Source organism: Amycolatopsis sp. PS_44_ISF1 (assembly GCF_032335455.1).
Taxonomy (GTDB): Bacteria; Actinomycetota; Actinomycetes; order Mycobacteriales; family Pseudonocardiaceae; genus Amycolatopsis.
In genome coordinates this window covers 1,709,284-1,732,810 of record NZ_JANUXO010000001.1, presented here as the reverse complement: position 1 = coordinate 1,732,810, position 23,527 = coordinate 1,709,284, and the positions used below count along the sequence as shown (strand labels likewise).

The window sequence follows — 23,527 nt, the reverse complement described above, 5'->3', positions numbered from 1 at the left end:
CTCCTCGCACCTGCCCCTTGGCCTGGCTGCTCAGCGGTCCACGTCAGCCGAGAGTGACGTTGTTGAATCGTTCGTCGGTGAGCGGGCTGGCGACCACGCCCTTGACCTTCGGTCCGACCACGATGGCGGGAGTCGGGTACGCGATCGGGATGGCGGGCAGGAACTGCATGATCTGCTTGTTCGCCGTCTGGTAGGCCTGGGTGTGCTGGTCGCCGGCCGGAGCCGCGTCGGCGGCGGCGAGGGCGGAGAACAGCTCCGGGTTCTTGAACCCGAATTCCGGCTTCTCGCGGCCGAAGAACGTGCCGACGAAGTTGCCCGCGTCGTTGTAGTCACCGGTCCAGCCGAGCAGGTGGATGTCCTGCTTGTGGAACTTCTGGACGTCGTCCTTGTACCCGCCGTTCCACGGCTCCGCGACCGGCTGGATCTTGATGCCGATGCCCTTGAGGTCCTCGGAGATCGCGGTGAAGGTGTCGGCCGGGTTCGGCATGTAGGGCCGGGTGACCTCGGTCGGGTAGTAGAACTTCAGCGTCAGGTCCGACGCGCCCGCCTCGGCCAGCAGCTGCTTGGCCTTCTGCGGGTCGTACGGGTACTTGGTGACGTCGTCGGTGTAGCCCTCGACCGCCTTGGGCACGAACTCGGTGGCGACCTCGGAGCCCTCGGCCAGCTTGGACTTCACGAACTGGTCGCGGTTGATGCCGTAGGCCAGCGCCTGGCGGACCCGGACGTCCTGCAGCTTCGGGTTGCCCGACTGGTTGATGCCCAGGTAGAGCACGTTGAACGAGGGGCGGATGAGCACCTGCTCGCCCTCGTTGCGCAGCAGGCCGTAGTCGGCGGGCGCCGGGAAGTCGTAACCCTGGATGTCACCGGCCTTCAGCGCCTGCTTGCGGGCGTTCTCGTCCGGGATGACCTTGAACACGAGCTTGTCGAGCTTGGCCGGCTCGGCGCTGGTGTCGTTGCGGACCAGCGTGATCTCGCCCTTGCCCTGGTCCCAGTTGTCGAACTTGAACGGGCCGGTGCCGGTCACGTGCTTGTAGGCGTAATCGCTGTAGGAGAACGAGTCCCCGGACTGCGTGACCTGGTCCGCGTTGAACTGCTTCAGCGCGGCCGGGCTCTGCATCGCGAACGAGGGCAGCGTGAACGCGGCCGGGAAAGCACCCTTGGCCTTGTTCAGGTTCAGCACCGCGGTGTCGGCCTTCGGGGCGTCGCAGCTCTTGAACACGGGCTGGCCGCTGGCGTCGCCTTCGTTGTTGGCGAAACCCTCGAAGACGTCGCCGTAGTAGATCATCTGGCTCTGGGCGGCCGCGCCCTTCATGTTGAACCAGCGGTTGAAGTTGAAGCAGACCGCCGCGGCGTCGAACGGGGTGCCGTCGCTGAACTTGACCCCTTGCTTGAGGGTGAAGGTCCAGGTCTTGCTGTCGTTGCTCGGCTCCCACTTGGTGGCGAGCGAGGGCTCGAGCTGGGCGGAACCGGGCTTGTTCTGGATCAGCGTGTCCAGCATCTGCCGGGTGATCCGGAACGTCTCGCCGTCGTCGTTGAAGACCGGGTCGAACATCTTCGGGTTGCCGGTGTCACCGAAGACCATCGTCCCCCCGGTGCCACCGCCTCCGGCCTCGTCGCGCTGGGACTGCGCGCACCCGGTCAGCGAAACCGCGATCGCCCCGGCGAGCCCGATCAGGGCAGCACGGCGCGTTCGGGTCAGCCGCAATAACTGCATCTGGCACCCCTTGGGAATGTTCGGGTTCGTAGTCACCGTCCGGTCGGTCGGTCGGGACGGCCCCGGACGATCGGTGTGTTCGCCGACACTAGCGGGAACTCGGCCCGCACTTAAGCACGTGAGGTTACGATCGCGCTACTTACCGGCCAAAATAAGCGCAAACAGTCCGGAATTGTGCACGCTGGGTAGCCGTTTTCGGCCTTTTGGTACGAGGAGTGGTGCATTGGCTACCCAAATGGCCTAATGAGCCGATCGCGCCAGGATGACTGGGCTGGATCGATTCGGACCACATCGGGCGATCGAGGCGTGGTGACGCCGGGTCAGGAACCAGCCGCGCCGGAAAGCCGCGTGGCGCCCGGGATCCGGGCTCCGGCCGCGGACCGGGTGCCGTCCACGGCGAACCAGCCGCGTTCGAAGAGCTGCCACTTCCGCAGTTCGGCGCGGTGGGCCTCGCCGTCCCGGGCCACGGCAGCGGCCAGGCGTTCGGCCTCGGTGCCGCCTTCGACCCAGCACAGCAGGGAAAGCCGCGGCCGCATCGAGCGGCGGCCGCAGGAGACCCCTTCCAGGACAAGGATCTCCGGGACTTCGACGGTCACGCGCTCACCCGGTCGTGGGACCCCGGTGGACCAGTCCGTTCGCCGGTAGGAGCCGCTTCGCCCGGCCGCGAGTGGTACCAGCACCCCCGCGACCAGCCGCGGCCACCACGAAACCGGCGAGGACCAGGTGGCGAAGGAATCCGTGGTCACCAGCGCCGCCCGCGAGCCCAGCAGCGAAAGCGCTTCCAGCGCGGCGGTCGACTTCCCGGAGCCGGACGGCCCGTCGAAGGCGAGCACCCGAACGTCGCCCAGCCGGGGCGGGGCGGCCTCGAGGGTGGCGATCAGCGTGCGCGTGCGGGGCTCGATCCGGTCAGCGACGCGACGCTGTCCGGGGTCGCGTTCGTGGTTTCCAGCGCGCTGATCCGGGTTTCGAGCTCCCGCTTGGCGTCCTCGAGCTCGCAGCGCAGCAGCGCGATCTCCTCGACCGAGGTCCGGACCTCCTCCTCCAAGTGCCCGACCTCGGTGGACAGGTGCAGCGCGACCAGCGCCAGCACCAATCCGGCCAGCAGGAAGACGAAGTTCGACGGCGTCCGCACGCCGGTGATCCGGGCCAGGAACTCGGCGGCCTGCGGGATGACGGCCAGCACCACCACGCCCACGGCGACCAGGAGCCACACGCCCGAGTACTTCTCCCGGAGCTTCCGGCGCCGCATCATCTCGAGGACGACGAACAGCACCAGGCACGCGACGACGATGCTGAGTATCTGCCAGCCGGCCATGGAATCCCCTTACGCTGCGTCGGACGAGTCGACGGACGGACGGCGACGGACGAGTGCGAGCAGCAGGGCGAGCCCGGCGCGGCTGAGGTACACGGCCGACTTCACCGGCGAATGACTGGGAATGCCGCCCGTGCGCTCCCGCATGAGCACCGGGACCTCGGCGATGACCAGCTTGGCGCGGATGGCCATCACCAGCGATTCCACCGTGTCGCCGAGGTACTCGGCCGGGTAGTAGGCGGCGAACAGCCGGATGGCCTTCGGACCCATGGCCTTGAACCCGGAGGTGACGTCGGTGATCTTGCGGCCGGCGAGTCGTGAGAACACCAGCGAAAGCGCCACCATCGCGTACTTGCGCGGGCCGCTGGCCTTGTACGAGCCCTTGCCCGCGAACCGCGAGCCGATCACGATGTCGGCCTGGTCGAGGCCGCGAAGCAGGCTGGCGACCTCTTCCGGGTCGTGCTGACCGTCGGAGTCCACCTGCACGACGACGTCGTAGCCGTGGGCCACCGCGTACCGGAAGCCGGTGCGCATCGCGCCCCCGACCCCGAGGTTGACCGCCAGCCGCGCGACCTGGGCCCCGGCGGCCCGGGCCAGCCGGGCCGTCTCGTCCACCGAACCGTCGTCGACGACCAGCACGTCGGTCTCCGGAAGAGCGGCTTTGACCTGGCCGATCACCGAGGCCACGCTCGCCTGCTCGTTCAGCGCGGGCATCACGATCAGCACCCGGCGAGTGCTCACGGAAGTCTCGGACACGGCGGTCATCCTATTCCAGTCAGTGGCCGGCCGAGCGGCCGGACCCGGGTGCGGCCCCGGAAGCGACCACGCCCGGCTGACCCTCGATCTGGTAGATCGTGGCGCCCTCGTTGTGGAACACCTCGCGGAAATCGGATCCGTTCCGCACCAGCCGGACGCCGACCGAATGCTTCGCGGTCGTAGTCACCGCGCCCTGGCCGACGATCACGTACCGCACGTTCAGCGCAGTGAGGTCCTGGCGCACCTTCGGGTACAGGTCGATGTTGTCGAGCCACGTGCTCAGGTAAGCGGCCTCGGTACCGGCGTCGGCGCCGTAGAAGGTCCATTCGACCGGCATCACCCCGGACAGCGCGTACATCCAGGACGAGCCGTCGCCCTTGTCGTTCATCACGCGCTCGCCCGGAGCCGTGTGCCGGCCGAGCCAGGCGTACGCGGCTTCTTCGGCCTTCGACACGGTGGGACCGTCGGAGTAGTTGAACTCCAGACGATTGGTGTTGCGGCCGATGTAACCGCCGCGGCTCAGCCCGGCGAGGACCAGGCCGAGCAGCACCGCGCCGACCAGGGTCAGCGTCGCGGGCTTCAGCTTGACCCGCGGGGCCAGCGCCTTGGCCCGGCGGGCGAACCACTGGCCCGCGGTGTCCACCGACTCGCCGAACGCCACCGCACCGGCCAGCGGCACCAGCGCGGCGATCCGCCAGTGGTCGTTGTAGAAGATGCTGGTGAGGGTGTGCACCAGCGGCGTTTCCAGCGAGACGGTGGCCGCGAACAGGCCGCCGAACACGACGTAGGCGCCCACCATCCACATCATCCGGCGGTGCTTGACCAGCAGGAAGATCCCGATGATGGCCGGGATGCCGACCCACCACTGCGGGTAGTCGGCCATCGGGGAGAAGGTGATCGTCTCGCCGACACCGCCGCTCACCGTCGCCTCGGAGGCCCAGAACGCACTGGTCACGCCGCTCGCGTTGTACAGCGAGGGCAGCACCAGCGGCAAGCCGAGCACCGCGGCCAGCACCACGGAGGCGACCAGCGAGGGCGCGGACCGGCGCCAGTCGATCTTCTCCCAGCCGAAGAGCACCGCGCCCAGGATGAGGATGAAGTAGACGGCGATCACGAACACCACGCTGGTGTGCAGCCCGGTGAGGCCCGCGACCCCGACGCCGATCGCGATCGGCCCGGCGATCCCGCGCGGCCGGAGCAGGTACTTCGCCAGCGCGAGCATGGCCGGGATCATCGCGACGCCGGCGACGTAGGGCCACAGCGGGCCGCGCTGCAGCGAGTCGTACGGGAACGCGGTGAACCAGGTGGTGACGGCGGCCGCGGCGGCCGTGGCCAGCGGCGTCAGGTTCCAGGCCCGGCCCATCGCGGCCACGCCGAGCGGCACGCTGATGATCACGGCCATCGCCGCGAGGTTCAGCGTCGGCATCATGGTCAGGCCGCCCTTGCCGAAGACCAGGGCGAGCAGCGCGTGGTAGGTGTCCGGGTAGAAGTAGTTCTTCTGGTCCGGCAGGTTCGCGATGGTGCCCACAGTGGACGGCCGCGCGTCCCCGTGCTCGGCGATCCAGCGCACCAGGTTGCCGTGGAAGACCGCGTCCCAGCCCTGCTGCACGGTGGTGATCCCGTGCGAGCCGCGCAGGAAGGTGACGACGCCCACGGTCATACCGCCCAGCACGCCGAGGCCGATCAGCCCGTGGTCGCGAACGGACCGGTCCGGCTCGGGTTCATCGGCCGCCCATTCCGGGTGGCGGCGGGCGGTGAAGCGGCGGACGGCGAACCCCAGGCCGAAGCCGACCAGGGCGAGCAGGACCACCCACAGGGCCACGTGGAGCAGGTTCCAGCGGAGGCCGAGCCCGCCGAGCACGGGAATGCCGAGCGCGACGAGGCCGAAGGTCAGCAGCGGCCCGGCCGCGGCGAGCGTCCAGCCGCGCAACCCGATGGCGGTGCCGAACACCAGCCCCGGTACCCAGAAGGCGAGCAAGATCAGTACTACGTTCATCGGATTCGCTGTCCAACCCTCACCGGCTCTTCACGCCGACCTCCGCGGCCTCATCCGCGTGCACACTACTCAGACGTTCGACCCGCTCCGCACGTTGCCCGGGCGGCGCAGCACGAACGAAGCCGCGACCACCAGGCCGGCCGTCGGCCCGACCCCCAGCCCGACGACCGCCCGCAGGATCGTGTCACCCGGCAGGAACAACAGCACCAACACGGTCGAAACGGCGACCACGGCCCAGGTGACGAGCACCTTGTTGGCCTGCGTCCGGGCGACGAGCACGGCGGTCATCAGCTGCATCGCCGTGAGCAGCACCGCCCCCCAGACCATCCCGCCGAGCCACCAGCCCTGGGCGGAGGCGTACTTGGCCCCGAGCAGCAGCCGCACCAGCCACGGACCGATCAGCAGCCCGGCCAGCGCGCCGACGGCCCCCACGACGAGGGTGCCGAGCGTGCCGAGCGCGAGCAGGCGGCGGAGGCGGTGCATGCCGTCCTCGGTGCCGGAGAGCCGCACCACGGTCGGCACGGCCAGCGCCTGCAGCGGGGACAGCAGCAGCAGCGGGACCCGCGAGACCTGCAGCGCGGCGAACAGCACGCCCACCTTCGCCGCGTCGCCGGCCGGAGCGAGCAGGCTGACCAGCGCGGGGTAGCCCGTGATGACGCTGGCGGTGAGTCCGGCGCCCGCGATCAGCAGCACGATCCGGGCCGTCACCGGCCGCCAGGCCTCGCCGTCGAGGTGCGGGTCGATCAGGGTGCGGATCGGCCGCACGAACAGCAGCCAAGCGAACGAGCCGACCGCCGCGGCGATGGCGAAGGGCACGATCCCGGTCAGCCCGGCCACGAACACCCCGGCGAGCACCAGCACGCGGACCGCGGCCTCGGTGAACACCAGCCACGAGTACTGGGTGATCCGCTGCGCCCCAACCAGCAGCCCCCGGGCCGCGAACTGGAAGGCGAACGACAGCGCGCCGCAGAACACGATGACCCCGAGTTCGGTGCGGCCCGAGTACAGGCGCTCGTCGAGCACCGGCACCACCAGCGTGAGCCCGGCGATCACCGCGACGATCGCGGCGCCGACGGTCAGCGCCCGCAGCGCCGCCCGCCCGGGCTTGCGGCCCTCCAGCGCGGCGACCGCCGACTGGCGCGAGAGCTCCTGCTCCAGCGGGGACAGGGCGCTGCCCAACCCCATCAGGATGCCCCAGAAGGAAAGGAAGACCTTGTTGTCGGCCGGTCCGAGCCAGCGCCCGATCAGCAGCGTCAGCACGTACCCGAGACCGATCGCGACCAGCAGCGACAGGCCGATCTTGCCCGCCGAGCGGCCGGTCTCCTTGGCCAGCCCGCGCCGATCCTCGTCGGTCACGGACGCGCTCATCGGCCCGACCGGGCGCGCAGGGCCAGGATCAGCCCGCGGATGGCGCCCGCGCCGAACCCGGCGCCGAACACCGGCGCGAGCAGGGCGACCGCGCGGGCCTCGGACTTCGTGGCGCCGAAGCGCGTCACCGCGGCCCCGGCGGCGGCCGAGCCCGCGGCGGCGAGCGCGACGGCGGTCTTCGGCCGGCGGACGGCGAGGCCGAGACCGAGGGCGCCCACCGCGAACGCCGCGAACAGTCCGTTGCGCGCCGGGCCGGGTGAGGCGAGGTAGGAGTCGACGAACGTGGTGCCGCGGAAGTAGGAGTGGGCGGCGAACTTCCGGAACGAATCGCGCCCGTGGTAGGTCGCGGACAGCCCGGGGGCCAGGAAGATCCGGTGGCGTTCGGCGACCCAGCGCAGCACGCCGGTGTCGTCGCTGGCGTAGCGGGGGTCGTCGAACAACGACTTGAACGCCGCGCAGGCCGGCTCGAGAACGTCACGCGGCGCGGAAAAGAATCCGGTGCCCTTGGGAAACACGTCGAATTCTTCGATTCCGAAGGACATCAGCCGCGGATCGGCGCAGTAGCGGCGCCACGGGATCTTCACCAGTCCGGCCAGGAAACCCGCGTACGGGTTGTTCTCGGAGGCGACGTCGACGTGGCCGTTCCAGACCGTGCGCTCGGGGTGCGCGAGCAACTGGTCACGCAGGAAGACGAGCGAACCCTCGTCGAGGATCACGCGGCTGTCCAGCAGCAGGACCTGCTGTCCGGACGCCTTGGCCAGGCCCGCGCGGCGCGCCTCGAACCGGCCGCCGTTGGGCTGGCTGAGCACGGTGATCCCGTGGGCCTCGGCCAGGCGGGACAGGGTTTCCGGCGTGCCGTCCGTGCTGCCGTCGTCGACCACGACGATCTCGGCCGGCCAGTCCGCGGCGGCGCAGGCCGCGACCAGTGCGCCGACGCTGCGGGCGATCCAGTCCTGCTCGTTGTAGACCGGAATGACGACGCTGAGCGAAGGGAGGAGCGGGTTCGCACTCACCGGGCCGAGGCTACCCTGTGCCCCCCGGCCAGAGGTCCCCAGTATCCTTTGGGCACCGTTATCCGAGCAGAAATGGGCCTCACGGTGATTTCCTTCATTCTCGGCACCACGGCGGAACTGATCAAGATCGCGCCGGTCTACCACGGGATAGCCGAACGCGGGGTACGACCGAAGATCTGGTTCACCGCTCAGCACGTGGACGAGGTCGCGGACGCGCTCGCCGATCTGAACCTGCCGGAGCCCGACGTCTGGCTGGTGCCGAAGGACCAGGCGCGCAACCTGGAGTCCCCGGCGCAGGTGCCCGGCTGGGGCGCCCAGGTGCTGCGCACCGCGTGGAGCCGCCGGCACGAGCTGCGCGCCGCGCTGGCCGAGGACGGGCGCCCCCCGCTGGTGCTGGTGCACGGCGACACGTTCACCACGCCGTACGGCTCCCTGATCGGCAAGCGGATCCTCAAGGCGCGCGTGGGGCACATCGAGGCCGGGCAGCGTTCGGGCAGCATCATGTCACCGTTGCCGGAGGAGCTGAACCGCAAGCTCACGGCGAAGATCGCGGACCTGCACTTCGCGCCGACCGAGCTCGAGGTGGGCAATCTGCGCCACGCGCGCGGCGTGGTGGTCAACACCGAGGCGAACACGGCGATCGACGCGATGCGCCTGGCCATCAACCAGCCGCTGGACGTGCCGGACCTGCCGGAGAAGTTCGGCCTGGCCACGCTGCACCGCTTCGAGCTGCTCTCGCGGCCGGACAAGTACCGCGAGGCGCTGGAGATCCTGCGCGAGCAGAGCCGCGAGATGCCGATCCTGTACATGGCCGGGGCGCCGGAGCGCGAGAAGATCCGCTCGCTGGGCCTGGACCACCTGTTCGACGACCGGTTCATCGTGCGGCCCAAGATGCGGTACCTGAAGTTCCTGCCGCTGGTGGCGCGCGCGGAGTACGTGGTCACCGACTCGGGCGGGCTGGCCGCCGAGTGCTACTACCTCGGCCTGCCCTGCGCGGTGCACCGCGAGCGCACCGAGACCCCGCAGCACCTCGGCGAGACCGTCGTGCTCACCGAAATGCGCGCGGACAAGCTGCAGGACTTCCTGGCCACCTACCCGAACCGGCGCGGGGAGTCCTGGATGGACAAGTACCACCCGGCCGACATCGTGGTGAACTCGCTGGCCCAGCTCGGTTACTGCTGAAAGTCCCGTGGGTGTGCCGGAAACGGTTCCCGCCGTTTCCGGCACACCCACCGGGGCTAGAGCGCGCGACGGCCGGACAGCGCCCGGCCGAGGGTCAGCTCGTCGGCGAACTCCAGGTCGCCGCCCATGGGCAGGCCGGACGCGAGCCGCGTCACGGTCAGCCCCGGGAAGTCCCGCAGCATGCGGACCAGGTAGGTGGCCGTGGCCTCGCCCTCGGTGTTGGGGTCGGTGGCGATGATGATCTCGCTGACGTCCGCCTCGCCGATGCGCTTGAGCAGCTCCCGCATCCGCAGTTGCTCCGGGCCGATGCCCGAGAGCGGGTCCAGCGCGCCGCCCAGCACGTGGTAGCGGCCCTTGAACTCCCGCGTGCGCTCGACCGCGAGCACGTCCTTGGGCTCCTCGACCACGCAGATCACCGTGAGGTCGCGGCGCTCGTCGCGGCAGATGCGGCAGTTCGGCTGCTCGGAGACGTTGCCGCAGATCTCGCAGAACTGCACGCCGTCGGCCACCTTGCCGAGCACGTCCTGCAGCCGCCCGATGTCGACCGGGTCGGTCGCGAGCAGGTGGAACGCGATGCGCTGCGCGCTCTTGGGGCCGACCCCGGGCAGCCGCCCGAGTTCGTCGATCAGGTCCTGGACCACACCCTCGTACAAGGGTCAGCCGCCGAAGCCGAGTGCGCCCAGGTCGGGCATCGCGCCGCCGCCACCGCCGAGGCCGCCCGCGAGCGGACCGAGCTTCTGCTCGGTGAGCTTCTGCGCGTTCGCCGACGCGTCGCGCACCGCCGCGACCACGAGGTCGGCCAGCGTCTCGACGTCCTCGGGGTCGACCACCTTCGGGTCGATGACCAGGCCCTTCAGCTGGCTGTCGCCGGACACCGTCGCCGTGACCAGTCCGCCGCCCGCGGAGCCGGTCACCTCGGTCGACTGCAGCTCCTCCTGGGCCTCGACCAGTTTCTGCTGCATCTGCTGCGCCTGCTGCATGATCTGCGACAGATCGAAGCCGCCGCCGGGTTGCACCATGATCGCACTCGATCCTTCCGCTGATGTGGGTCTCCACCAGCGTAGCCGCGTGGGTGGTTCGCCCGGTCAGGCGGCGGGCCGTGGCGCGCCGTGGCGCCGGATGACGGCCCGGCTGTGGCACCGTGGTCGACGTGCGCGTGAACCCTCTCCTGCTGCTGGCCGGCGCCTTCCTGCTCACGGGATGCGGTGGCACGGCGGCGCCCGCGGCCTCTTCGGTGTCTTCGCCCGCTCCGCCTTCTTCAGTGATGCCGCCATCTTCGGCTCCGCCGTCTTCCTCGACCGCTCCGGTCTCTTCCCCGGTTTCGCCGCCGCCTTCCACTTCGGCCGCGGGCAAGGTCGTGGTGCTGGACCCCGGGCACAACGGCGGAAACGGCGCCCACCCGAAGGAGATCAACCGCAGCGTGCCCGCCGGACGCGGCGAGATGAAGCCGTGCAACACCACCGGCACCTCGACCAATGCCGGCTACACCGAGCACGCGTTCAACTTCGACGTGGCCCGGCAGGTCGGGGAAGCGTTGTCCGCCAAGGGGATCAAGGTCGTCTACACGCGCTCCGACGACTCCGGCGTCGGCCCGTGCGTGGATCGCCGCGCCGAGATCGGCAACGAGGCGAAAGCCGACGCGGTGGTCTCCATCCACGCCGACGGCTCGACGGCCGAGGGCGCCCACGGCTTCCACGTGGCCTACTCGTCACCGCCGCTGAACAAAGCCCAAGGTGCCCCCTCGATGGCCTTGGCCCGGGCCCTGCGCGACGGACTGCGCTCCGACGGCTTCACCACTTCGACCTACATCGGTTCCGCCGGCCTGTCCGCCCGCTCCGATCTGGGCGGCCTGAACCTCTCGACCCGCCCGACGGTCCTCGTGGAGTGCGGCAACATGCGCAACACCGCCGAGGCCGCGGCGATGTCCTCGGCCGCGGGCCGGGCCCACTACGCGACCGCCATCGCGGCGGCCATCGAGGCGTACCTGGGCTGACGGCTGTTTCCCACCCCACCGCCGGTCACCTCGCCTCCGAGGCCACGACGCGCCGCACGGCCCTGGGACGTTCGCCCCGGTGCGGCCGGGAGGCTCATTCCAGCGGCCGGGCGCCCAGGTGGTCGGAGAGCAGTTTCCGGGCGATCTCGTCCGGGTCCTGGTCCGGGGGCAGCGGCGGCGGAGGCGGCGCGGGGCTCGAATCCTCCGAGTAGATGTCGTCGTCTTCCTCGTCACTGGGTTCCGGCGGGAGCGGGATGTCCGGCTCCGACGTGGCCACCTTCGGGCGGGACGGGGGCTCCGGCGGGCGGGAAGGCTCGGGCGGGCGCTCGATCGCGGGACGTTCGGGGGCCGGGCGCTCGGCCGGGGCTGCCGGTGGTTCGGCGGGGGCGGAGGCCGAGCGGCGGGTGAACGAGCGCTCCGGGGCCGGTGCGGCGGCCGGAGCCGCTGCCGCCGCCCGGGGGGCGGTCACGGCGGGCACGGCGCCGTAGACGCAGCGGACCTGCCATTCGCCGCCCAGCACGTCGGAGAGGGCGCCGGCGATCTTGCGGGCGTTGTCCTGGTCGCCGAGGCGGCGGGCCAGCGGTTCGGACTTGTGCGTCAGGGTCACGGCCGAGCCCTCGACCTCGACCACCGTCGCCTGCGTGAGCATGGCCTCCAGGCTTCGGCCGCCGGAGAACTTCCGCAGGGAGATCAGGAGCTGCGGCCAGACGGTCCGGATGGCCGCGGCGTCGATCCCGCCGGTCTCGGACGGCGTTTCGGATCCGGCCGCCGCTTCCGGAGGCTCGGCCGCGACCGGCTCCGGCGTCGGCGCGGGCTCAGGGCGAGCGGGCGGCGCGGCTTCCGGACGGGCGGGTGCGGGCGTGGCCTCCGAGGAAGTCGGCGCGGCCGAGTGGGCGGTCGCCGTCTCGGCTCGAGCCGGGGCAGCTTCCGCACGAGCCGGGGCGGCCGGAACCGGCGCGGCTGCCGAACCGGCCGGGGCGGGCACGGACGGAGCGGCTTCGGCCCGCGCTGGCGCGGGCGGGGCTTCGGCCCGGACCGGCGCGTCCGGGGCAGGTGCGGCCTGGGCCCCCGTGCCCTCCGAGCGGACCGGCGCGACCGGGGTCGCCCCGGCCGGGCGCAGCGAAGGCCGCTGGAACTCACGCTCCTGAGCCCCGCGAACGGGCGGCTCGACCCCGGCCTCGCCGCCGCCCCCGCCGGCCAGGGAAGCCCGGCGCTCCAAGCGTTCGAGGCGGGCCAGCAGGGCCTTTTCCCCGTCGGTGACCGAGGGCAGCAGCATCCGCGCGCACAGCAGCTCCAGCACGAGCCGGGGCGAGGTGGCGCCGCGCATCTCCAGGAGTCCACTGTGGACGATATCGGCGTAGCGGGACAGCGTGCCGAGGCCGATGCGCTCGGACTGCGCGCTCATCCGGCCCAGCTCCTCCTCCGGCGCGGCCACCAGACCGCGCTCGCCCGCCTCGGGCACGGAGCGCAGCATGACCAGGTCGCGCAGCCGGTCGAGCAGGTCGGTGGCGAAGCGGCGCGGGTCGTGGCCGGCGTCGGCCAGGCGCTCGACCGTGCTGAACACCGTGGCCGCGTCCTCGGCCGAGAGGGCGTCGACCATGTCGTCGATCAGCGCGACGTCGGTGACGCCCAGCAGCGAGACCGCGCGCGCGTAGGTGACGCCCTCGGGCCCGGAACCGGCCAGCAGCTGGTCGAGCACCGACTGCGTGTCCCGCGCCGAGCCACCGCCCGCGCGGATCACCAGCGGGTACACGGCCGGCTCGACCTCGGCGCCCTCGGCCGCGACGTTGCGCTCCAGCAGCGCCCGCATCGAACCCGGCGGGATCAGCCGGAACGGGTAGTGGTGCGTGCGCGAGCGGATGGTGGTGAGCACCTTGTCCGGCTCGGTCGTGGCGAAGATGAAGATCAGGTGTTCCGGCGGCTCTTCCACGATCTTCAGCAGGGCGTTGAAGCCCTGCGTGGTGACCATGTGCGCCTCGTCGATGATGAACACGCGGTAGCGGGACTCGGCGGGCGCGTAGAACGCCTTGTCGCGCAGCTCGCGGGCGTCGTCCACGCCGCCGTGGCTCGCGGCGTCCAGCTCGGTGACGTCGACGCTGCCCGAGCCCTCGGGCGCCAGCGCGCGGCAGGAGTTGCACTGGCCGCACGGATCGGGGGTCGGGCCCTCCACGCAGTTGAGCGAGCGCGCCATGATGCGCGCGCTGGAGGTCTTGCCGCAGCCGCGCGGCCCGGAGAACAGGTACGCGTGGTTGATCCGGCCCGCGGCCAGCGCGGTGCGCAGCGGTTCGGTCACATGCTCCTGGCCGACGACCTCGGCGAAGGTCGCCGGACGGTACTTTCGGTACAGCGCGAGAGCCACGCAGCGAGACTACCGGCACCCGCCGACAACCTCGCCGGTGCCGTGTCCCCGTCACCGCCCGCCCCGGGAAGCGCGGCTGGTCAGCCGCCCCGGCGGGCACCCGCACCGGTAGCCTCGGCCCGGTCCGCGAAGAGAAGGGGAGCCCCTGGTGAGCCACGCCCGCTCCGGTCGCGCCCGGGCCCAGGACGGCCCCCGGCCGGGCCGCTACCCGGTGCGGTTCGGGACCGCCGAGCTGCTGCGCGACGCCGACCGCCCGAACGCCTGGCTGATCTCGGTCGACGGCGTGGCCCAGTCCTACGTCGACCTCGACGATCCCACCCACCTCGAATTCGACTACGTGCGGCGGCTCGGCGACGTCGTCGACGGTCTGCCCGCGGGCCCGCTCGACGCGCTGCACGTCGGCGGCGCCGGGTGCACTCTCCCCCGCTACATCGCGGCTGAGCGCCCCGGTTCCCGGCAGCTGGTCTTCGACGCCGACGCGCCCCTGATCGACCTGGTCCGCGAGCAACTGGACCTGCGTGGCGTGCCCAAGCTGCGGGTGCGCATCGAAGGCGGTCGTGAGGGGGTGCGCAGCCGGCACGACGCGACGGCGGACCTGGTCGTGGTCGACGCCTTCGAACGCGCGACGCTGGCCGGCGGGCTGGCCACGGTGGAGTTCGCCGCCGACGTCCGCCGGGTCCTCAAGGCCACCGGCACCATGCTGGCCAACATCACCGACGGGCCGGGGCTGCCGTTCGCGCGCCGGTTCCTGGCCACCCTGGCCGAGGTGTTCCCGCAGGTCGTGCTGCTGGCCGAGCCGGGGGTGCTGCGCGGGCGCCGCTTCGGCAACCTGGTGCTGGCCGCCTCGGCCGACGAGCTGCCCACGGCCGAGCTGACCCGGCGGGCGGCGTCCTCGGCCTACCCGGCGCGCTGCGTGCACGGCGATGACCTGCGAGCGCTGCGGGGGAAGGCCCAACCGGTGTACGACGCGGCGCCGCTGGCCTCGCCGAACCCGCCGGAGGACGTGCTCGGGGTGTTCTGAGCGACTGGCCGTCTCCGGCCAAAAAAAGGGGACCCCGCGCACCCGTCAGAGCCTGCTTATCCTTGCTGCCTTCCGGCCCTGGGGAAGTTCACAGGGTGGACGCCGCGCGGGGTCCGTGGACCAGTGTAGCGGGTGGTCGGCCACCGCCGAGGCGCCGGGGGTTCAGCACAATGGACGGCATGAGCACCCCGCCGCGCACCCCCGTTCCGGCCGACGTCGAAGCCGCGTCCGAGCGCATCCGGGCCCACGTCCGGCGCACCCCGCTGCTGCGGGCGGAGATCGACGGGCGTCCGGTGGTGCTGAAGCTGGAGCACCTGCAGCGGAGCGGTTCGTTCAAGCTCCGCGGAGCGGTGAACGCGCTGCTGGCCGGCCCGATGCCCGCACGGGTGGTCACGGCGTCCGGCGGCAACCACGGACTCGGCGTCGCCACCGCGGCGCAGTTGCTCGGCGTGCCCGCGGTGGTCTACGTGCCCGAGTCGGTGCCGGAGGCGAAGGCCGCGGGTATCGAAGCGACGGGGGTGAAGCTGGTCCGCCACGGCGCGACGTACGCCGAGGCGGCCGCCGCCGCGCTGGGCGTCGCGCAGGAGGAGGGCACGCGCTACCTGCACGCCTACGACGATCCGGACGTGATCGCCGGTCAGGGCACGGTGACGGCCGAGATCGTCGAGGACAGCCCCGACGTGGACGCCGTGGTGGTGGCCGTCGGCGGGGGCGGCCTCGCTTCCGGTGCCGCGCTCGCGTCCGGCGGACGGCGCGTGTTCGCCGCGGAGCCGGAGCGCTGCCGAGCGCTCAACGCCGCCCTCGAAGCCGGTGAACCGGTGGACGTCGCCCTCGGCTCCGTCGCCTCCTCGGCGCTGGGCGCGACGCGGATCGGTCAGCTGCCGTTCCGGCTCCTGAACTCGCCCGCCGTGACGTCCGTGCTGGTCAGCGACGCCGAGCTGCTCGCCGCGCGCGACCGGCTGTGGGACGGGTTCCGGCTGGTCGTGGAGCCGGCCGCGGCCGTCCCGCTGGCCGCGTGGCTCGCCGGGCGGATCGAGGCCGAGTTACCCGCTCTGGTCCTTTGTGGAGCGAACGCCGCCGTCACCTTCCCTTCGTGAGGTCGTAAACGGTGGTCCCGCCGACGATCTCGGACCGGAAGTTCCGCTCCACCCACGTGGTGATCTCGCCCGCGGAGCCACGGCCGCCACCGAAGCCGCGGCCCCCGGCGACGAAGTAGTGCACCTCGCCGGCGCCGACGTACTGCTGGAACTGCCGCAGCGTCGGCGCCGGGTCGCTGCCGCTGAACCCGCCGATGGCCATCACCGGTTTCCCGCTGCCCAGCGCCAGCCCGGCGGACTGCATCGCGCCGGTCTGCGCGGCGGCCCACCGGTTCGTGGTGGCCTGCAACAGCCGGTCGACCTCCACATTGGACTGCGTGGTCCGGCCGAAGCCGCTTCGGCCACCGCGACCGCCACGGCTGTCCGAAGGCGAGGACGAAGGCTGGCCCCCGGTGTGCGCGGTGGCGGCCGTCGCGATCGTGGCGGTGGCCGTGCCCAGCAGGGCCGCCACCAGCCCGAGCGCGGCGGCCAGCGGCGCGATCCGCCGCAGCCGCTCCGAGCCGAGGAGCAGCACGAGCACACCGATCGCGCCGAGTCCGAGGGCGGTGTACCGCACCCACGGCTGCCACTGCGGCGCACGGCCGAGCAGGATGAAGCCCCAGACCACCGTGGCGGCCAGCATCAGCGCGAGCACGGCGCGCGGCGCGGGGTAGGCCCGGCCCCGCCACAGCTCACGCCCGGAAACCCCCAGCGTCGCCGCGATGCCCGGCACGAGCGCCACCGTGTAGTACGGGTGGATGATCCCGCTCATGTAGCTGAACACCACCACGGTCACGACCGTCCAGGCACCCCACAGCAGCAGCGCCGCGCGAGTCCGGTCCGTGCGCGGCGCGCGACGGGTGAACCACAGCCCCGCGACCAGCCCGATCAGCGCGGCGGGCAGCAGCCAGGACGCCTCGCCGCCGAACTGCTGGGTGAACAGCCGGGTCAAGCCGGTCTGCCCACCGAAACCACCGAAGCCGGGAGAGCCACCGTGTCCGCCCGCCGGGAGGCGCAGTTCCGGCCGGGCACCGCCGCCGTGGCCTTCGCCGAAGATGCGGCCGAGCCCGTTGTAGCCGAAGGCCAGCTCCAGCACGCTGTTGTCGGTCGAGCCGCTGATGTAGGGCCGGTCGGCCGCGGGCCAGATCGCCACCACGGCCACCCACCAGCCCGCCGACACCACCACTGCGCCCGCCGCGGCGAGCAGCTGCCCGACTCGGCGGCCGAACGGGGTCGGCGCCGCCACCAGGTACACGAGCACGAACGCGGGCAGCACGAGGAACGCCTGCAGCATCTTGTCCAGGAACCCGAACCCGAGCGCCACGCCCGAAAGCAGCAGCCAGCCCGTGCCCGCCCGCTCCAGCGCGCGGACCAGGAAGTACGCGGCGGCAACCATGAGCAGCACGAGGAACGCGTCGGGGTTGTCGAAGCGGAACATCAGCGCCGCCACGGGCGTCAGCGCGAGCGCGGTGCCCGCCAGCAGCCCCGCGCCGGGACCGGAGAGCCGCCGCACCGCCAGGTACAGCAGCCCGACCGAGGCGACGCCCGCGAGCGCGTCCGGCACCAGCAGGCTCCAGCTTCCGAAACCGAAGATCCGCCCCGAAAGCCCCATCATCCACAGCGAAAACGGCGGTTTGTCGACGGTGACGACGTTGCCCGGGTCGAGCGAGCCGAAGAACCAGGCCTTCCAGCTCTGCGTGCCGGCCTGCACCGCCATGGCGTAGAAGCTGTTGCCCCACCCCGAAATCGCCACATCGATCAGGTACAGCGCGGCCGTCGCGGCGAGCAGCAGCGCCACGGCGGGGCGCACCCACCGCGGCCGCTCGCCCGGCGGGCCGGGTTCGCCGGTGGTGTTCGCGGGCGTGACAACGGCGGTCGACATGGGCTCCATGGTTTCGGCGCCGCGTGTGGCGTGGATGTGCGCCCGCTGTGCGCGGGCTGTGAGAAACCCGTGCTCGGGTCACCGGAAACCGCTCCACAACGGACACACCGCGCGAAAGCGATCACCGCACCTGGGGGAAAGCCGCGGTGAACTCCGTGCGGCCCGGCCGGCTCGTCACCATCACCCGGCCCTGGTGCGCGCCCACCACGGCGGCGACGATGGCCAGTCCCAGGCCGGTGCTGCCGGCCGCGCGGGAGCGGGAGTTGTCCCCGCGGGCGAACCGTTCGAAGACCTCCGGCAGGATCTCCGGCGGGATGCCGGGGCCGTCGTCGAGCACGGACAGCGTCACCCAGCCGTCGCGGGTGGACAGGGTGGTGGTCACCGTGGTGCCGGGCGGGGTGTGGGTGCGGGCGTTGCCCAGCAGGTTCAGCACGACCTGGTGCAGCTGGCCGCTGTCGCCGAGCACGCTCAGCGGCTCGCCCGGCGCCTCCAGCCGCCACTTGTGGCCGGGGCCCGCGACGTGGGAGTCCGCGACGGCGTCGGCCACCAGGCGCGAGAGGTCGACCCGCTCGTGCACCCGCGCGCGGCCCGAGTCGAGCCGCGCGAGCAGCAGCAGGTCCTCGACCAGCGTGGTCATCCGCGCCGATTCGGACTCGACGCGGCTCATGGCGAACGCGACGTCCGGCGGCACCTGCTCACCGCTGCGCCGGGTCAGCTCGGCGTAGCCGCGGATGGCGGCCAGCGGGGTGCGCAGCTCGTGGCTGGCGTCGGCGACGAACTGGCGGACCCGGCTCTCGCTGGCCTGCCGGGCCGAGAGCGCGTTCGCGATGTGGCCGAGCATCCGGTTGAGCGCGAAACCGACCTTGCCGACCTCGGTGTGCGGGTCGGTGTCCACCTCGTCCACCCGCTCGGACAGCGCGACCTCCCCGCGATCGAGCTTCAGTTCCGAGACGCGGGACGCCGTGGCCGCCAGCCGGTCGAGCGGCGCCATCGTCCGCCGGATCGTCACCGCGCCCGCGAAGCCCGCGATCAGCAGCCCGCCGAGCGCCACCCCGCCGAAGATGAAACCCAAGCGCCACAAGGTTTCCGTCACGTCCGCGAGCGGCAGCCCGACCACCGAGAACTCACCGGCCGGGGAGAACGAGGACACCACGCGGTAGTCGCCGAGCGTCCCGCCGAGGTCGACGGTGCGGCGCCGTCCGTCCGGCGGCAGTCCGAGCAGGACGTCCTGCTGCGTCGGCGTGATGCTCTGCAACGGCGAGCGGCACCGCGACGAGGGCGGGCCCGACTCGAAGTTGAGCACGTTCGCGCTCACCACGCCGTTCTTGTGCACCTGCACGGCGAGCGTGCCCTCGCCCTGGCCGAGCACCCCCAGCGGATCCGGTGGTGGTTTGCCGCCGCAGTTCCACGGCGGCGGCCCGCCACCGTGGCGGAAGCCGCGGTCGCTGGTCGCCGAAAGCCGCTTGTCGACCTGGCTGACCAGGAAGTCGTGCAACGCCAGCTCGGTCACCACGCCGACGACCAGGCAGACCAGCGCCAGCAGGGCGGCGAGCTGCACGATCAGCCGGCGGCGCAGCGACCACGGCCGTCGCCTCGCCCGCGGCGCGGCGGGCTCAGCCGGCGGGCTTGAGGACATACCCCGCGCCGCGCATCGTGTGGATCATCGGCTCGCGGTCGGCGTCGATCTTCTTCCGCAGGTAGGAGATGTAGAGCTCGACGATGTTGGCCTGGCCGCCGAAGTCGTAGCTCCAGACGCGGTCGAGGATCTGCGCCTTCGACAGCACGCGCTTGGGGTTGCGCATCAGGTAGCGCAGCAGCTCGAACTCGGTGGCGGTCAGCGGCACGAGGTCGCCGCCGCGGTGCACCTCGCGGCTGTCCTCGTCCAGCGTCAGGTCGCCGACCACGAGCTGCGAGCCGCTCGCACCGGTCACCCCGCTGGCCCGGCGCAGCAGCGCGCGCAGCCGGAGCGCGACCTCCTCCAGGCTGAACGGCTTGGTCACGTAGTCGTCGCCGCCCGCGGTGAGCCCGGCGATCCGGTCCTCCACGGCGTCCTTCGCGGTGAGGAACAGGACCGGCAGGTACGGCGCTTCCGCGCGCATGCGGCGCAGCACTTCGAGCCCGTCGAAGTCGGGCAGCATCACGTCGAGGACCACGGCGTCGGGCCGGAACTCGCGCGCGACGCGCACGGCCTCGGAGCCGTCACCCGCGCTGCGGACCTCCCAGCCCTCCATCCGCAGGGCCATCGAGACCAGCTCGGCCAGGGTGGACTCGTCGTCGACCACCAGTACCCGGACCGGACTGCCGTCGGCCCGGCGCAGATCGGCCTTACCCCGGCCCGGCGACGTGGCGTTCACACTGCTCATGGTGACATCTTCGGGGGCCGGGGTCAGCACGAGCTGTGGCGCGGCTGTGGGTTTCCTGTGCGAATCACCCGGCCGGAGCCGGGGCCGCCGGTCGGACCGCACAGCACCCACCCACTCCGGGCACAGCTCCGGCACAGCGAGGCGGCCGAACCTCGGTGCGGACGAGTCCGCAGCACCGGAGGAACCATGACGACCCAGCCCACCGACCCAGCACCGGGCCCCACCTGGGGCGCCGCGCCCGGTACCCCCGCCCCCACGGAGAAGAAGCCCTGGTCCGGCCGCAAGACCGCGATCGCCGCGGGAGTCGCCGTGGTGATCGCCGCCGGCGGCGGCCTGGCCATCTGGGCGGGCACCAGCTCCGGCGACACTTCGACCCGGTCCGGGCCCGGCGGCCCCGGGGCTCCCGGTGGACCGGGCGGCCAGGGTGGTTTCGGCGGCCGGGCGGGCGGTTTCGGCGGCGCGGCCGCCCTCCGCGGCGCCCTGCACGGCGACTTCGTGGTCGCCGACCCGTCCGGGGGCTACGTGACCGAACGCCTGCAGACCGGCGCCGCCTCCGAGCTCAGCGCCACTTCCGTGACGCTGACCAGCAAGGACGGCTACAAGCAGACCTACACCATCGATTCCTCCACCCGGAAGACGGGCGAGGTGGAGTCGGGCGCCGACCTCACCGTCGTGGCCAAGGTCGACGGAACGACGGCCACCGCCACCACCCTCGGCGAAGCCGCCGCCGTCCAGCCCGGTGAGGGCCCCGGCGGCGGGCAAGGCCAGCCGGGCCAGGGCCGCCGCCGCTACGGCAGCTGACCCGGCTCCCGGCGGCGGCACGGCGTTCCCCTCACGTCGTGCCGCCGCTTTCCCCGTGGTCCTCGGCACCCCGCGAAGCGGCCATCGGGACCTGGCTATCGGGACCTGCGGTGCCCGGGAGCAGGTCGAGGAGGAGACTGTGAAGACGCACGTCTCCCGCGTGCCGGCGAGGCTCGGCCTGCGCACGCTCGCCCGGACCTGGAATGGGGATACCGATGCCACGCTGGATTTCACCGGTGGCCGGAGTGGTCGTGCTGCTGATCGGAGTGCTGTGGACCCTGCAGGGGTCCAACGTGATCACCGGCAGCGGCATGTCCGGGCAGAAGCTGTGGTTCCTGATCGGCCTGGCCGCGATCGTGGTGGGCCTCGCTCTCCTGGTCACGGGCGTGCGCCGGTCGAGGAAGAAGACGGACTGAGGCGTGGCCCGCTGGGTCGGCCTCGGCCCTGCGGCACCCACCCGGCGTCGTCGCGCTGCTGTTCGGCGCCGCGGCCACGGCGCGGCGCCCGCCCGGGAGAACTCGTCGGCCCCGCTGAAGCCGGGCGAACCGGGTAGGTTTGCCGAGGGTGGAAATCGCGGGAAGGCGGGTTCGACGTGACGGGATGGGCCGGGCGGGTCGGCCGGATCCGGGTGATCGGGACCGGGGTCATGGGCCGCGGGATCGTCCAGCTGGCCGCGGTCGGCGGGGTCACCGTCGAGCTCGCGGACCTGCGGGCGGAGGCCGTGCCGGAGGCGATCGAGTTCGTCGGCGGCATGCTCGACCGGCTCACGGCGAAGGGCAGGCTGACCGCCGAGCAGGCCCGGGCGGCCAAGGCGCGGCTGGTGCCCGTGTCCGCGCCGGACGCGCCCGCCGAGGACGTGGACCTGGTGATCGAGGCCGTCCGCGAGGACCTGGAGACCAAGCGCGCGCTGTTCGGCGGCCTGGAACGGGTCTGCGCACCGGAAACCGTGTTCGCCACCAACACCAGCTCCCTGTCCGTCACCGCGATCGCGGCCGGACTGGCGGACCCGGGTCGGGTGATCGGGCTGCACTTCTTCAACCCGGTCCCGCTGATGCGGCTGGTCGAGGTCGTGCCGGGGGTGCGCACGCACGACTGGCTGCCCGGCGAGGCCCTGGAGCTGGTCCGCCGCTGGGGCCACGAGCCGGTGCTCGCGCGGGACGCTCCGGGGTTCCTGGTCAACCACGCCGGCCGGGGGCTGAACACCGAAGCGCTACAGATCCTTTCGGAGTCGCTGGCCGAGCCGGCGGACGTCGACCGCGTCGCGCGCGACGTGCTGGGGCTGAAACTCGGCCCGTTCGAGTTGCTGGACCTGACCGGCCTGGACGTCTCGCACGCCGTGCTGGAGAGCATCTGGAGCGGCTTCCACTCCGAGCCGCGGCTGCGCCCGTCCTGGCTGACCCGCCCGCGGGTGGCGGCCGGGCTGTTCGGCCGCAAGAACGGCGAGGGCTTCTACCGCTACGCGGACGGGAAGCAGGAGGTCCCGCCGGAGCCGGCCGCGCCGCCGGTCCCGGACCGGCCGGTGTTCACCTCGGACGAGCGGCTGGGCCGGGAGCTGGCCGGCGCCGGGGTGCAGGTCGTCTCCGACGCCCACCCCGACGCCGTGCTGCTGCTGACGCTGCGCGGTGAGTCCACTGTGGAGGCTGCCGCGCGGGCGGGCCTGCCCGCCGGCCGCGTGGCCGGGGTCGACGCGCTCGGCGTCTGCGAACGCCGCTTCACCCTGTCCGTGCACCCCGGGCTCGAACCGGCGGCGGGCCGGGCCGCCTGGGGCGCGCTGTCCGCGACCGGCCGCCCGGTGACCATCGTGCGCGACGGCCCGGCCCCCATCGCCCAGCGGCTGCTCGCGTCCATCGTCAACACCGCCTGCTACCTCGCGGACCAGGGCCTGGCCGCACCGTCGGACATCGACACCGCCGTGCGCCTCGGCCTCGGCTACCCGCGCGGCCCGCTGGAGTGGGGCGACCTCGTCGGCCCCGAGAAGGTGCTTCGCGTGCTCACCGGCCTGACCGAGTCCACCGGGGACCCCCGGTACCGGCCGAGCCGCTGGCTGACCGAGCGCGTGGCGCTGGGACTGCCGCTGACCAGCGTGGGGACCCGGCCGGCCGACCTCATTTGACCACCTGGACCTCGTCGCCCCGGTCGAGGGTGGTGAAGAACTTCAGCGAAGCGCTCGGCGAGAGGTGCACGCAGCCGTTCGAATAGCGGCTGAGTGAGCCCTGGTGGAACGCGACGCCGTTGTAGAAGAACACGGAGTTCGGCATCGGCGCGTTGTCGAACTCGCGGCTCAGGTGCATCTTCTCCTTGTACAGCACCTTCCACGTGCCGAGCGGGGTCGTGCTGCCCGCCTTGCCGGGCATGGTCTTCACCGGGCCGTAGGTGATCTTGCCGTCCTCGAGCAGCCAGGCCTGGTGGCTGGAGAGGTCCACGCACGCCTTCGCGGTGACGGTGCACGGGACCCCCGGCGCCATCTCCTTCTTCTCCTTGACCGGGGCGGCCGAAGAGGACTTCGGCGGCGCCGGCGGGCTCTGCGGAGTCGAGGGCGCGGCCGACGAGGTCGCCGGGGTGGCCGGAGCGGACGGGAGAGCGGTCCCCGCCGTCGTCGCGCCCGCGGCCGAGCACGCGCCCACCAGCGCGGCGGCGGCCACAGTGGACAGTCCCATCAGGATCTTCTTGACCCGCACGTCGTACCCCCGA

The 23,527-nt window shown here is 72.3% G+C and carries 21 protein-coding genes and 1 other RNA gene; 7 read left to right on the top strand and 15 right to left on the bottom strand.

Going from position 1 to position 23,527, the window contains the following annotated elements:
• Nucleotides 1–43: 43 nt before the first annotated feature.
• The 7 genes from NYF13_RS07790 to NYF13_RS07760 all read right to left on the bottom strand — a co-directional run bounded on the left by NYF13_RS07790 (nucleotide 44) and on the right by NYF13_RS07760 (nucleotide 8,159).
• Nucleotides 44–1,714, bottom strand: coding sequence for an ABC transporter substrate-binding protein (locus tag NYF13_RS07790; protein ID WP_315655265.1), 1,671 nt, complete (start codon nucleotides 1,712–1,714; stop codon nucleotides 44–46).
• Nucleotides 1,715–2,034: 320 nt separating this feature from the next.
• Nucleotides 2,035–2,547 (bottom strand): uridine kinase, encoded by a 513-nt coding sequence (locus NYF13_RS07785; protein ID WP_315655264.1) that lies wholly within the window; start codon nucleotides 2,545–2,547, stop codon nucleotides 2,035–2,037.
• A 44-nt stretch (nucleotides 2,548–2,591) separates the two neighbouring features.
• Nucleotides 2,592–3,029: a DUF2304 domain-containing protein gene (locus tag NYF13_RS07780; RefSeq protein ID WP_315655263.1), complete on the bottom strand. Its 438-nt coding sequence runs from the start codon at nucleotides 3,027–3,029 to the stop codon at nucleotides 2,592–2,594.
• A gap of 9 nt (nucleotides 3,030–3,038) precedes the next feature.
• Nucleotides 3,039–3,791, bottom strand: coding sequence for a glycosyltransferase family 2 protein (locus tag NYF13_RS07775; protein ID WP_315655262.1), 753 nt, complete (start codon nucleotides 3,789–3,791; stop codon nucleotides 3,039–3,041).
• Nucleotides 3,792–3,801: 10 nt separating this feature from the next.
• Nucleotides 3,802–5,778, bottom strand: a complete 1,977-nt coding sequence (locus tag NYF13_RS07770) for a DUF6541 family protein (RefSeq protein ID WP_315655261.1) — start codon at nucleotides 5,776–5,778, stop codon at nucleotides 3,802–3,804.
• Nucleotides 5,779–5,847: 69 nt separating this feature from the next.
• Complete coding sequence (locus NYF13_RS07765) at nucleotides 5,848–7,134, bottom strand: lipopolysaccharide biosynthesis protein (protein ID WP_396286739.1); 1,287 nt, start codon at nucleotides 7,132–7,134, stop codon at nucleotides 5,848–5,850.
• A gap of 8 nt (nucleotides 7,135–7,142) precedes the next feature.
• On the bottom strand, nucleotides 7,143–8,159 hold the full coding sequence (locus NYF13_RS07760) for a glycosyltransferase family 2 protein (protein ID WP_315655258.1): 1,017 nt from the start codon (nucleotides 8,157–8,159) through the stop codon (nucleotides 7,143–7,145).
• 72 nt (nucleotides 8,160–8,231) lie between these two features.
• Here NYF13_RS07760 and NYF13_RS07755 point away from each other — a divergent pair, with 72 nt between their 5' ends.
• On the top strand, nucleotides 8,232–9,341 hold the full coding sequence (locus tag NYF13_RS07755) for a UDP-N-acetylglucosamine 2-epimerase (RefSeq protein ID WP_315655257.1): 1,110 nt from the start codon (nucleotides 8,232–8,234) through the stop codon (nucleotides 9,339–9,341).
• 56 nt (nucleotides 9,342–9,397) lie between these two features.
• On the opposite strand, the gene recR is transcribed toward NYF13_RS07755, so the two are convergent.
• Together recR and NYF13_RS07745 are read right to left on the bottom strand one after the other, a co-directional pair.
• On the bottom strand, nucleotides 9,398–9,994 hold the full coding sequence (gene recR / locus NYF13_RS07750) for a recombination mediator RecR (protein ID WP_315655255.1): 597 nt from the start codon (nucleotides 9,992–9,994) through the stop codon (nucleotides 9,398–9,400).
• A gap of 3 nt (nucleotides 9,995–9,997) precedes the next feature.
• The gene (locus tag NYF13_RS07745) at nucleotides 9,998–10,360 is read right to left on the bottom strand and encodes a YbaB/EbfC family nucleoid-associated protein (protein WP_315655254.1); all 363 of its coding nucleotides are present in this window, start codon (nucleotides 10,358–10,360) and stop codon (nucleotides 9,998–10,000) included.
• 131 nt (nucleotides 10,361–10,491) lie between these two features.
• Between NYF13_RS07745 and NYF13_RS07740 the strand changes: the two genes are divergently transcribed.
• Nucleotides 10,492–11,334, top strand: a complete 843-nt coding sequence (locus NYF13_RS07740; protein ID WP_396286736.1) for an N-acetylmuramoyl-L-alanine amidase — start codon at nucleotides 10,492–10,494, stop codon at nucleotides 11,332–11,334.
• Nucleotides 11,335–11,428: 94 nt separating this feature from the next.
• Here NYF13_RS07740 and NYF13_RS07735 read toward each other — a convergent pair whose 3' ends face one another.
• Entirely contained in the window at nucleotides 11,429–13,693 is a 2,265-nt protein-coding gene (locus tag NYF13_RS07735; RefSeq protein WP_315655252.1) for a DNA polymerase III subunit gamma and tau, read from the bottom strand.
• Nucleotides 13,694–13,841: 148 nt separating this feature from the next.
• On the opposite strand from NYF13_RS07735, the gene NYF13_RS07730 reads away from it, so the two are divergent.
• The gene (locus NYF13_RS07730) at nucleotides 13,842–14,714 is read left to right on the top strand and encodes a fused MFS/spermidine synthase (protein ID WP_315655251.1); all 873 of its coding nucleotides are present in this window, start codon (nucleotides 13,842–13,844) and stop codon (nucleotides 14,712–14,714) included.
• A 23-nt stretch (nucleotides 14,715–14,737) separates the two neighbouring features.
• Here the strand turns inward: NYF13_RS07730 and ffs are convergent.
• Nucleotides 14,738–14,832, bottom strand: an RNA gene (gene ffs, locus NYF13_RS07725) — signal recognition particle sRNA small type.
• Between the two features lie 52 nt (nucleotides 14,833–14,884).
• Here ffs and NYF13_RS07720 point away from each other — a divergent pair.
• Nucleotides 14,885–15,811, top strand: coding sequence for a serine/threonine dehydratase (locus NYF13_RS07720; RefSeq protein ID WP_315655250.1), 927 nt, complete (start codon nucleotides 14,885–14,887; stop codon nucleotides 15,809–15,811).
• Here the strand turns inward: NYF13_RS07720 and NYF13_RS07715 are convergent.
• The 3 genes from NYF13_RS07715 to NYF13_RS07705 form a co-directional block, all read right to left on the bottom strand.
• Nucleotides 15,795–17,672: a glycosyltransferase family 39 protein gene (locus tag NYF13_RS07715; protein WP_315655249.1), complete on the bottom strand. Its 1,878-nt coding sequence runs from the start codon at nucleotides 17,670–17,672 to the stop codon at nucleotides 15,795–15,797. The two genes, NYF13_RS07720 and NYF13_RS07715, sit on opposite strands and share 17 nt — an antisense overlap.
• A gap of 121 nt (nucleotides 17,673–17,793) precedes the next feature.
• Nucleotides 17,794–19,308 carry a HAMP domain-containing sensor histidine kinase gene (locus tag NYF13_RS07710; RefSeq protein WP_315655248.1) on the bottom strand — a complete coding sequence of 505 codons (1,515 nt, stop codon included), beginning with the start codon at nucleotides 19,306–19,308 and terminating at the stop codon, nucleotides 17,794–17,796.
• Nucleotides 19,286–20,035: a response regulator transcription factor gene (locus NYF13_RS07705; protein WP_315655247.1), complete on the bottom strand. Its 750-nt coding sequence runs from the start codon at nucleotides 20,033–20,035 to the stop codon at nucleotides 19,286–19,288. The genes NYF13_RS07710 and NYF13_RS07705 overlap by 23 nt, the downstream gene beginning before the upstream one ends.
• A 186-nt stretch (nucleotides 20,036–20,221) precedes the next feature.
• On the opposite strand from NYF13_RS07705, the gene NYF13_RS07700 reads away from it, so the two are divergent.
• From NYF13_RS07700 to NYF13_RS07690, 3 genes are all read left to right on the top strand, one after another.
• Nucleotides 20,222–20,836 (top strand): hypothetical protein, encoded by a 615-nt coding sequence (locus NYF13_RS07700; RefSeq protein WP_315655246.1) that lies wholly within the window; start codon nucleotides 20,222–20,224, stop codon nucleotides 20,834–20,836.
• Nucleotides 20,837–21,051: 215 nt separating this feature from the next.
• Entirely contained in the window at nucleotides 21,052–21,252 is a 201-nt protein-coding gene (locus NYF13_RS07695; RefSeq protein WP_315655245.1) for a hypothetical protein, read from the top strand.
• 176 nt (nucleotides 21,253–21,428) lie between these two features.
• On the top strand, nucleotides 21,429–22,949 hold the full coding sequence (locus NYF13_RS07690) for a 3-hydroxyacyl-CoA dehydrogenase (RefSeq protein ID WP_315655244.1): 1,521 nt from the start codon (nucleotides 21,429–21,431) through the stop codon (nucleotides 22,947–22,949).
• On the opposite strand, the gene NYF13_RS07685 is transcribed toward NYF13_RS07690, so the two are convergent.
• Nucleotides 22,942–23,514: a L,D-transpeptidase gene (locus NYF13_RS07685; protein WP_315655243.1), complete on the bottom strand. Its 573-nt coding sequence runs from the start codon at nucleotides 23,512–23,514 to the stop codon at nucleotides 22,942–22,944. The genes NYF13_RS07690 and NYF13_RS07685 overlap by 8 nt on opposite strands.
• Nucleotides 23,515–23,527: the final 13 nt, after the last annotated feature.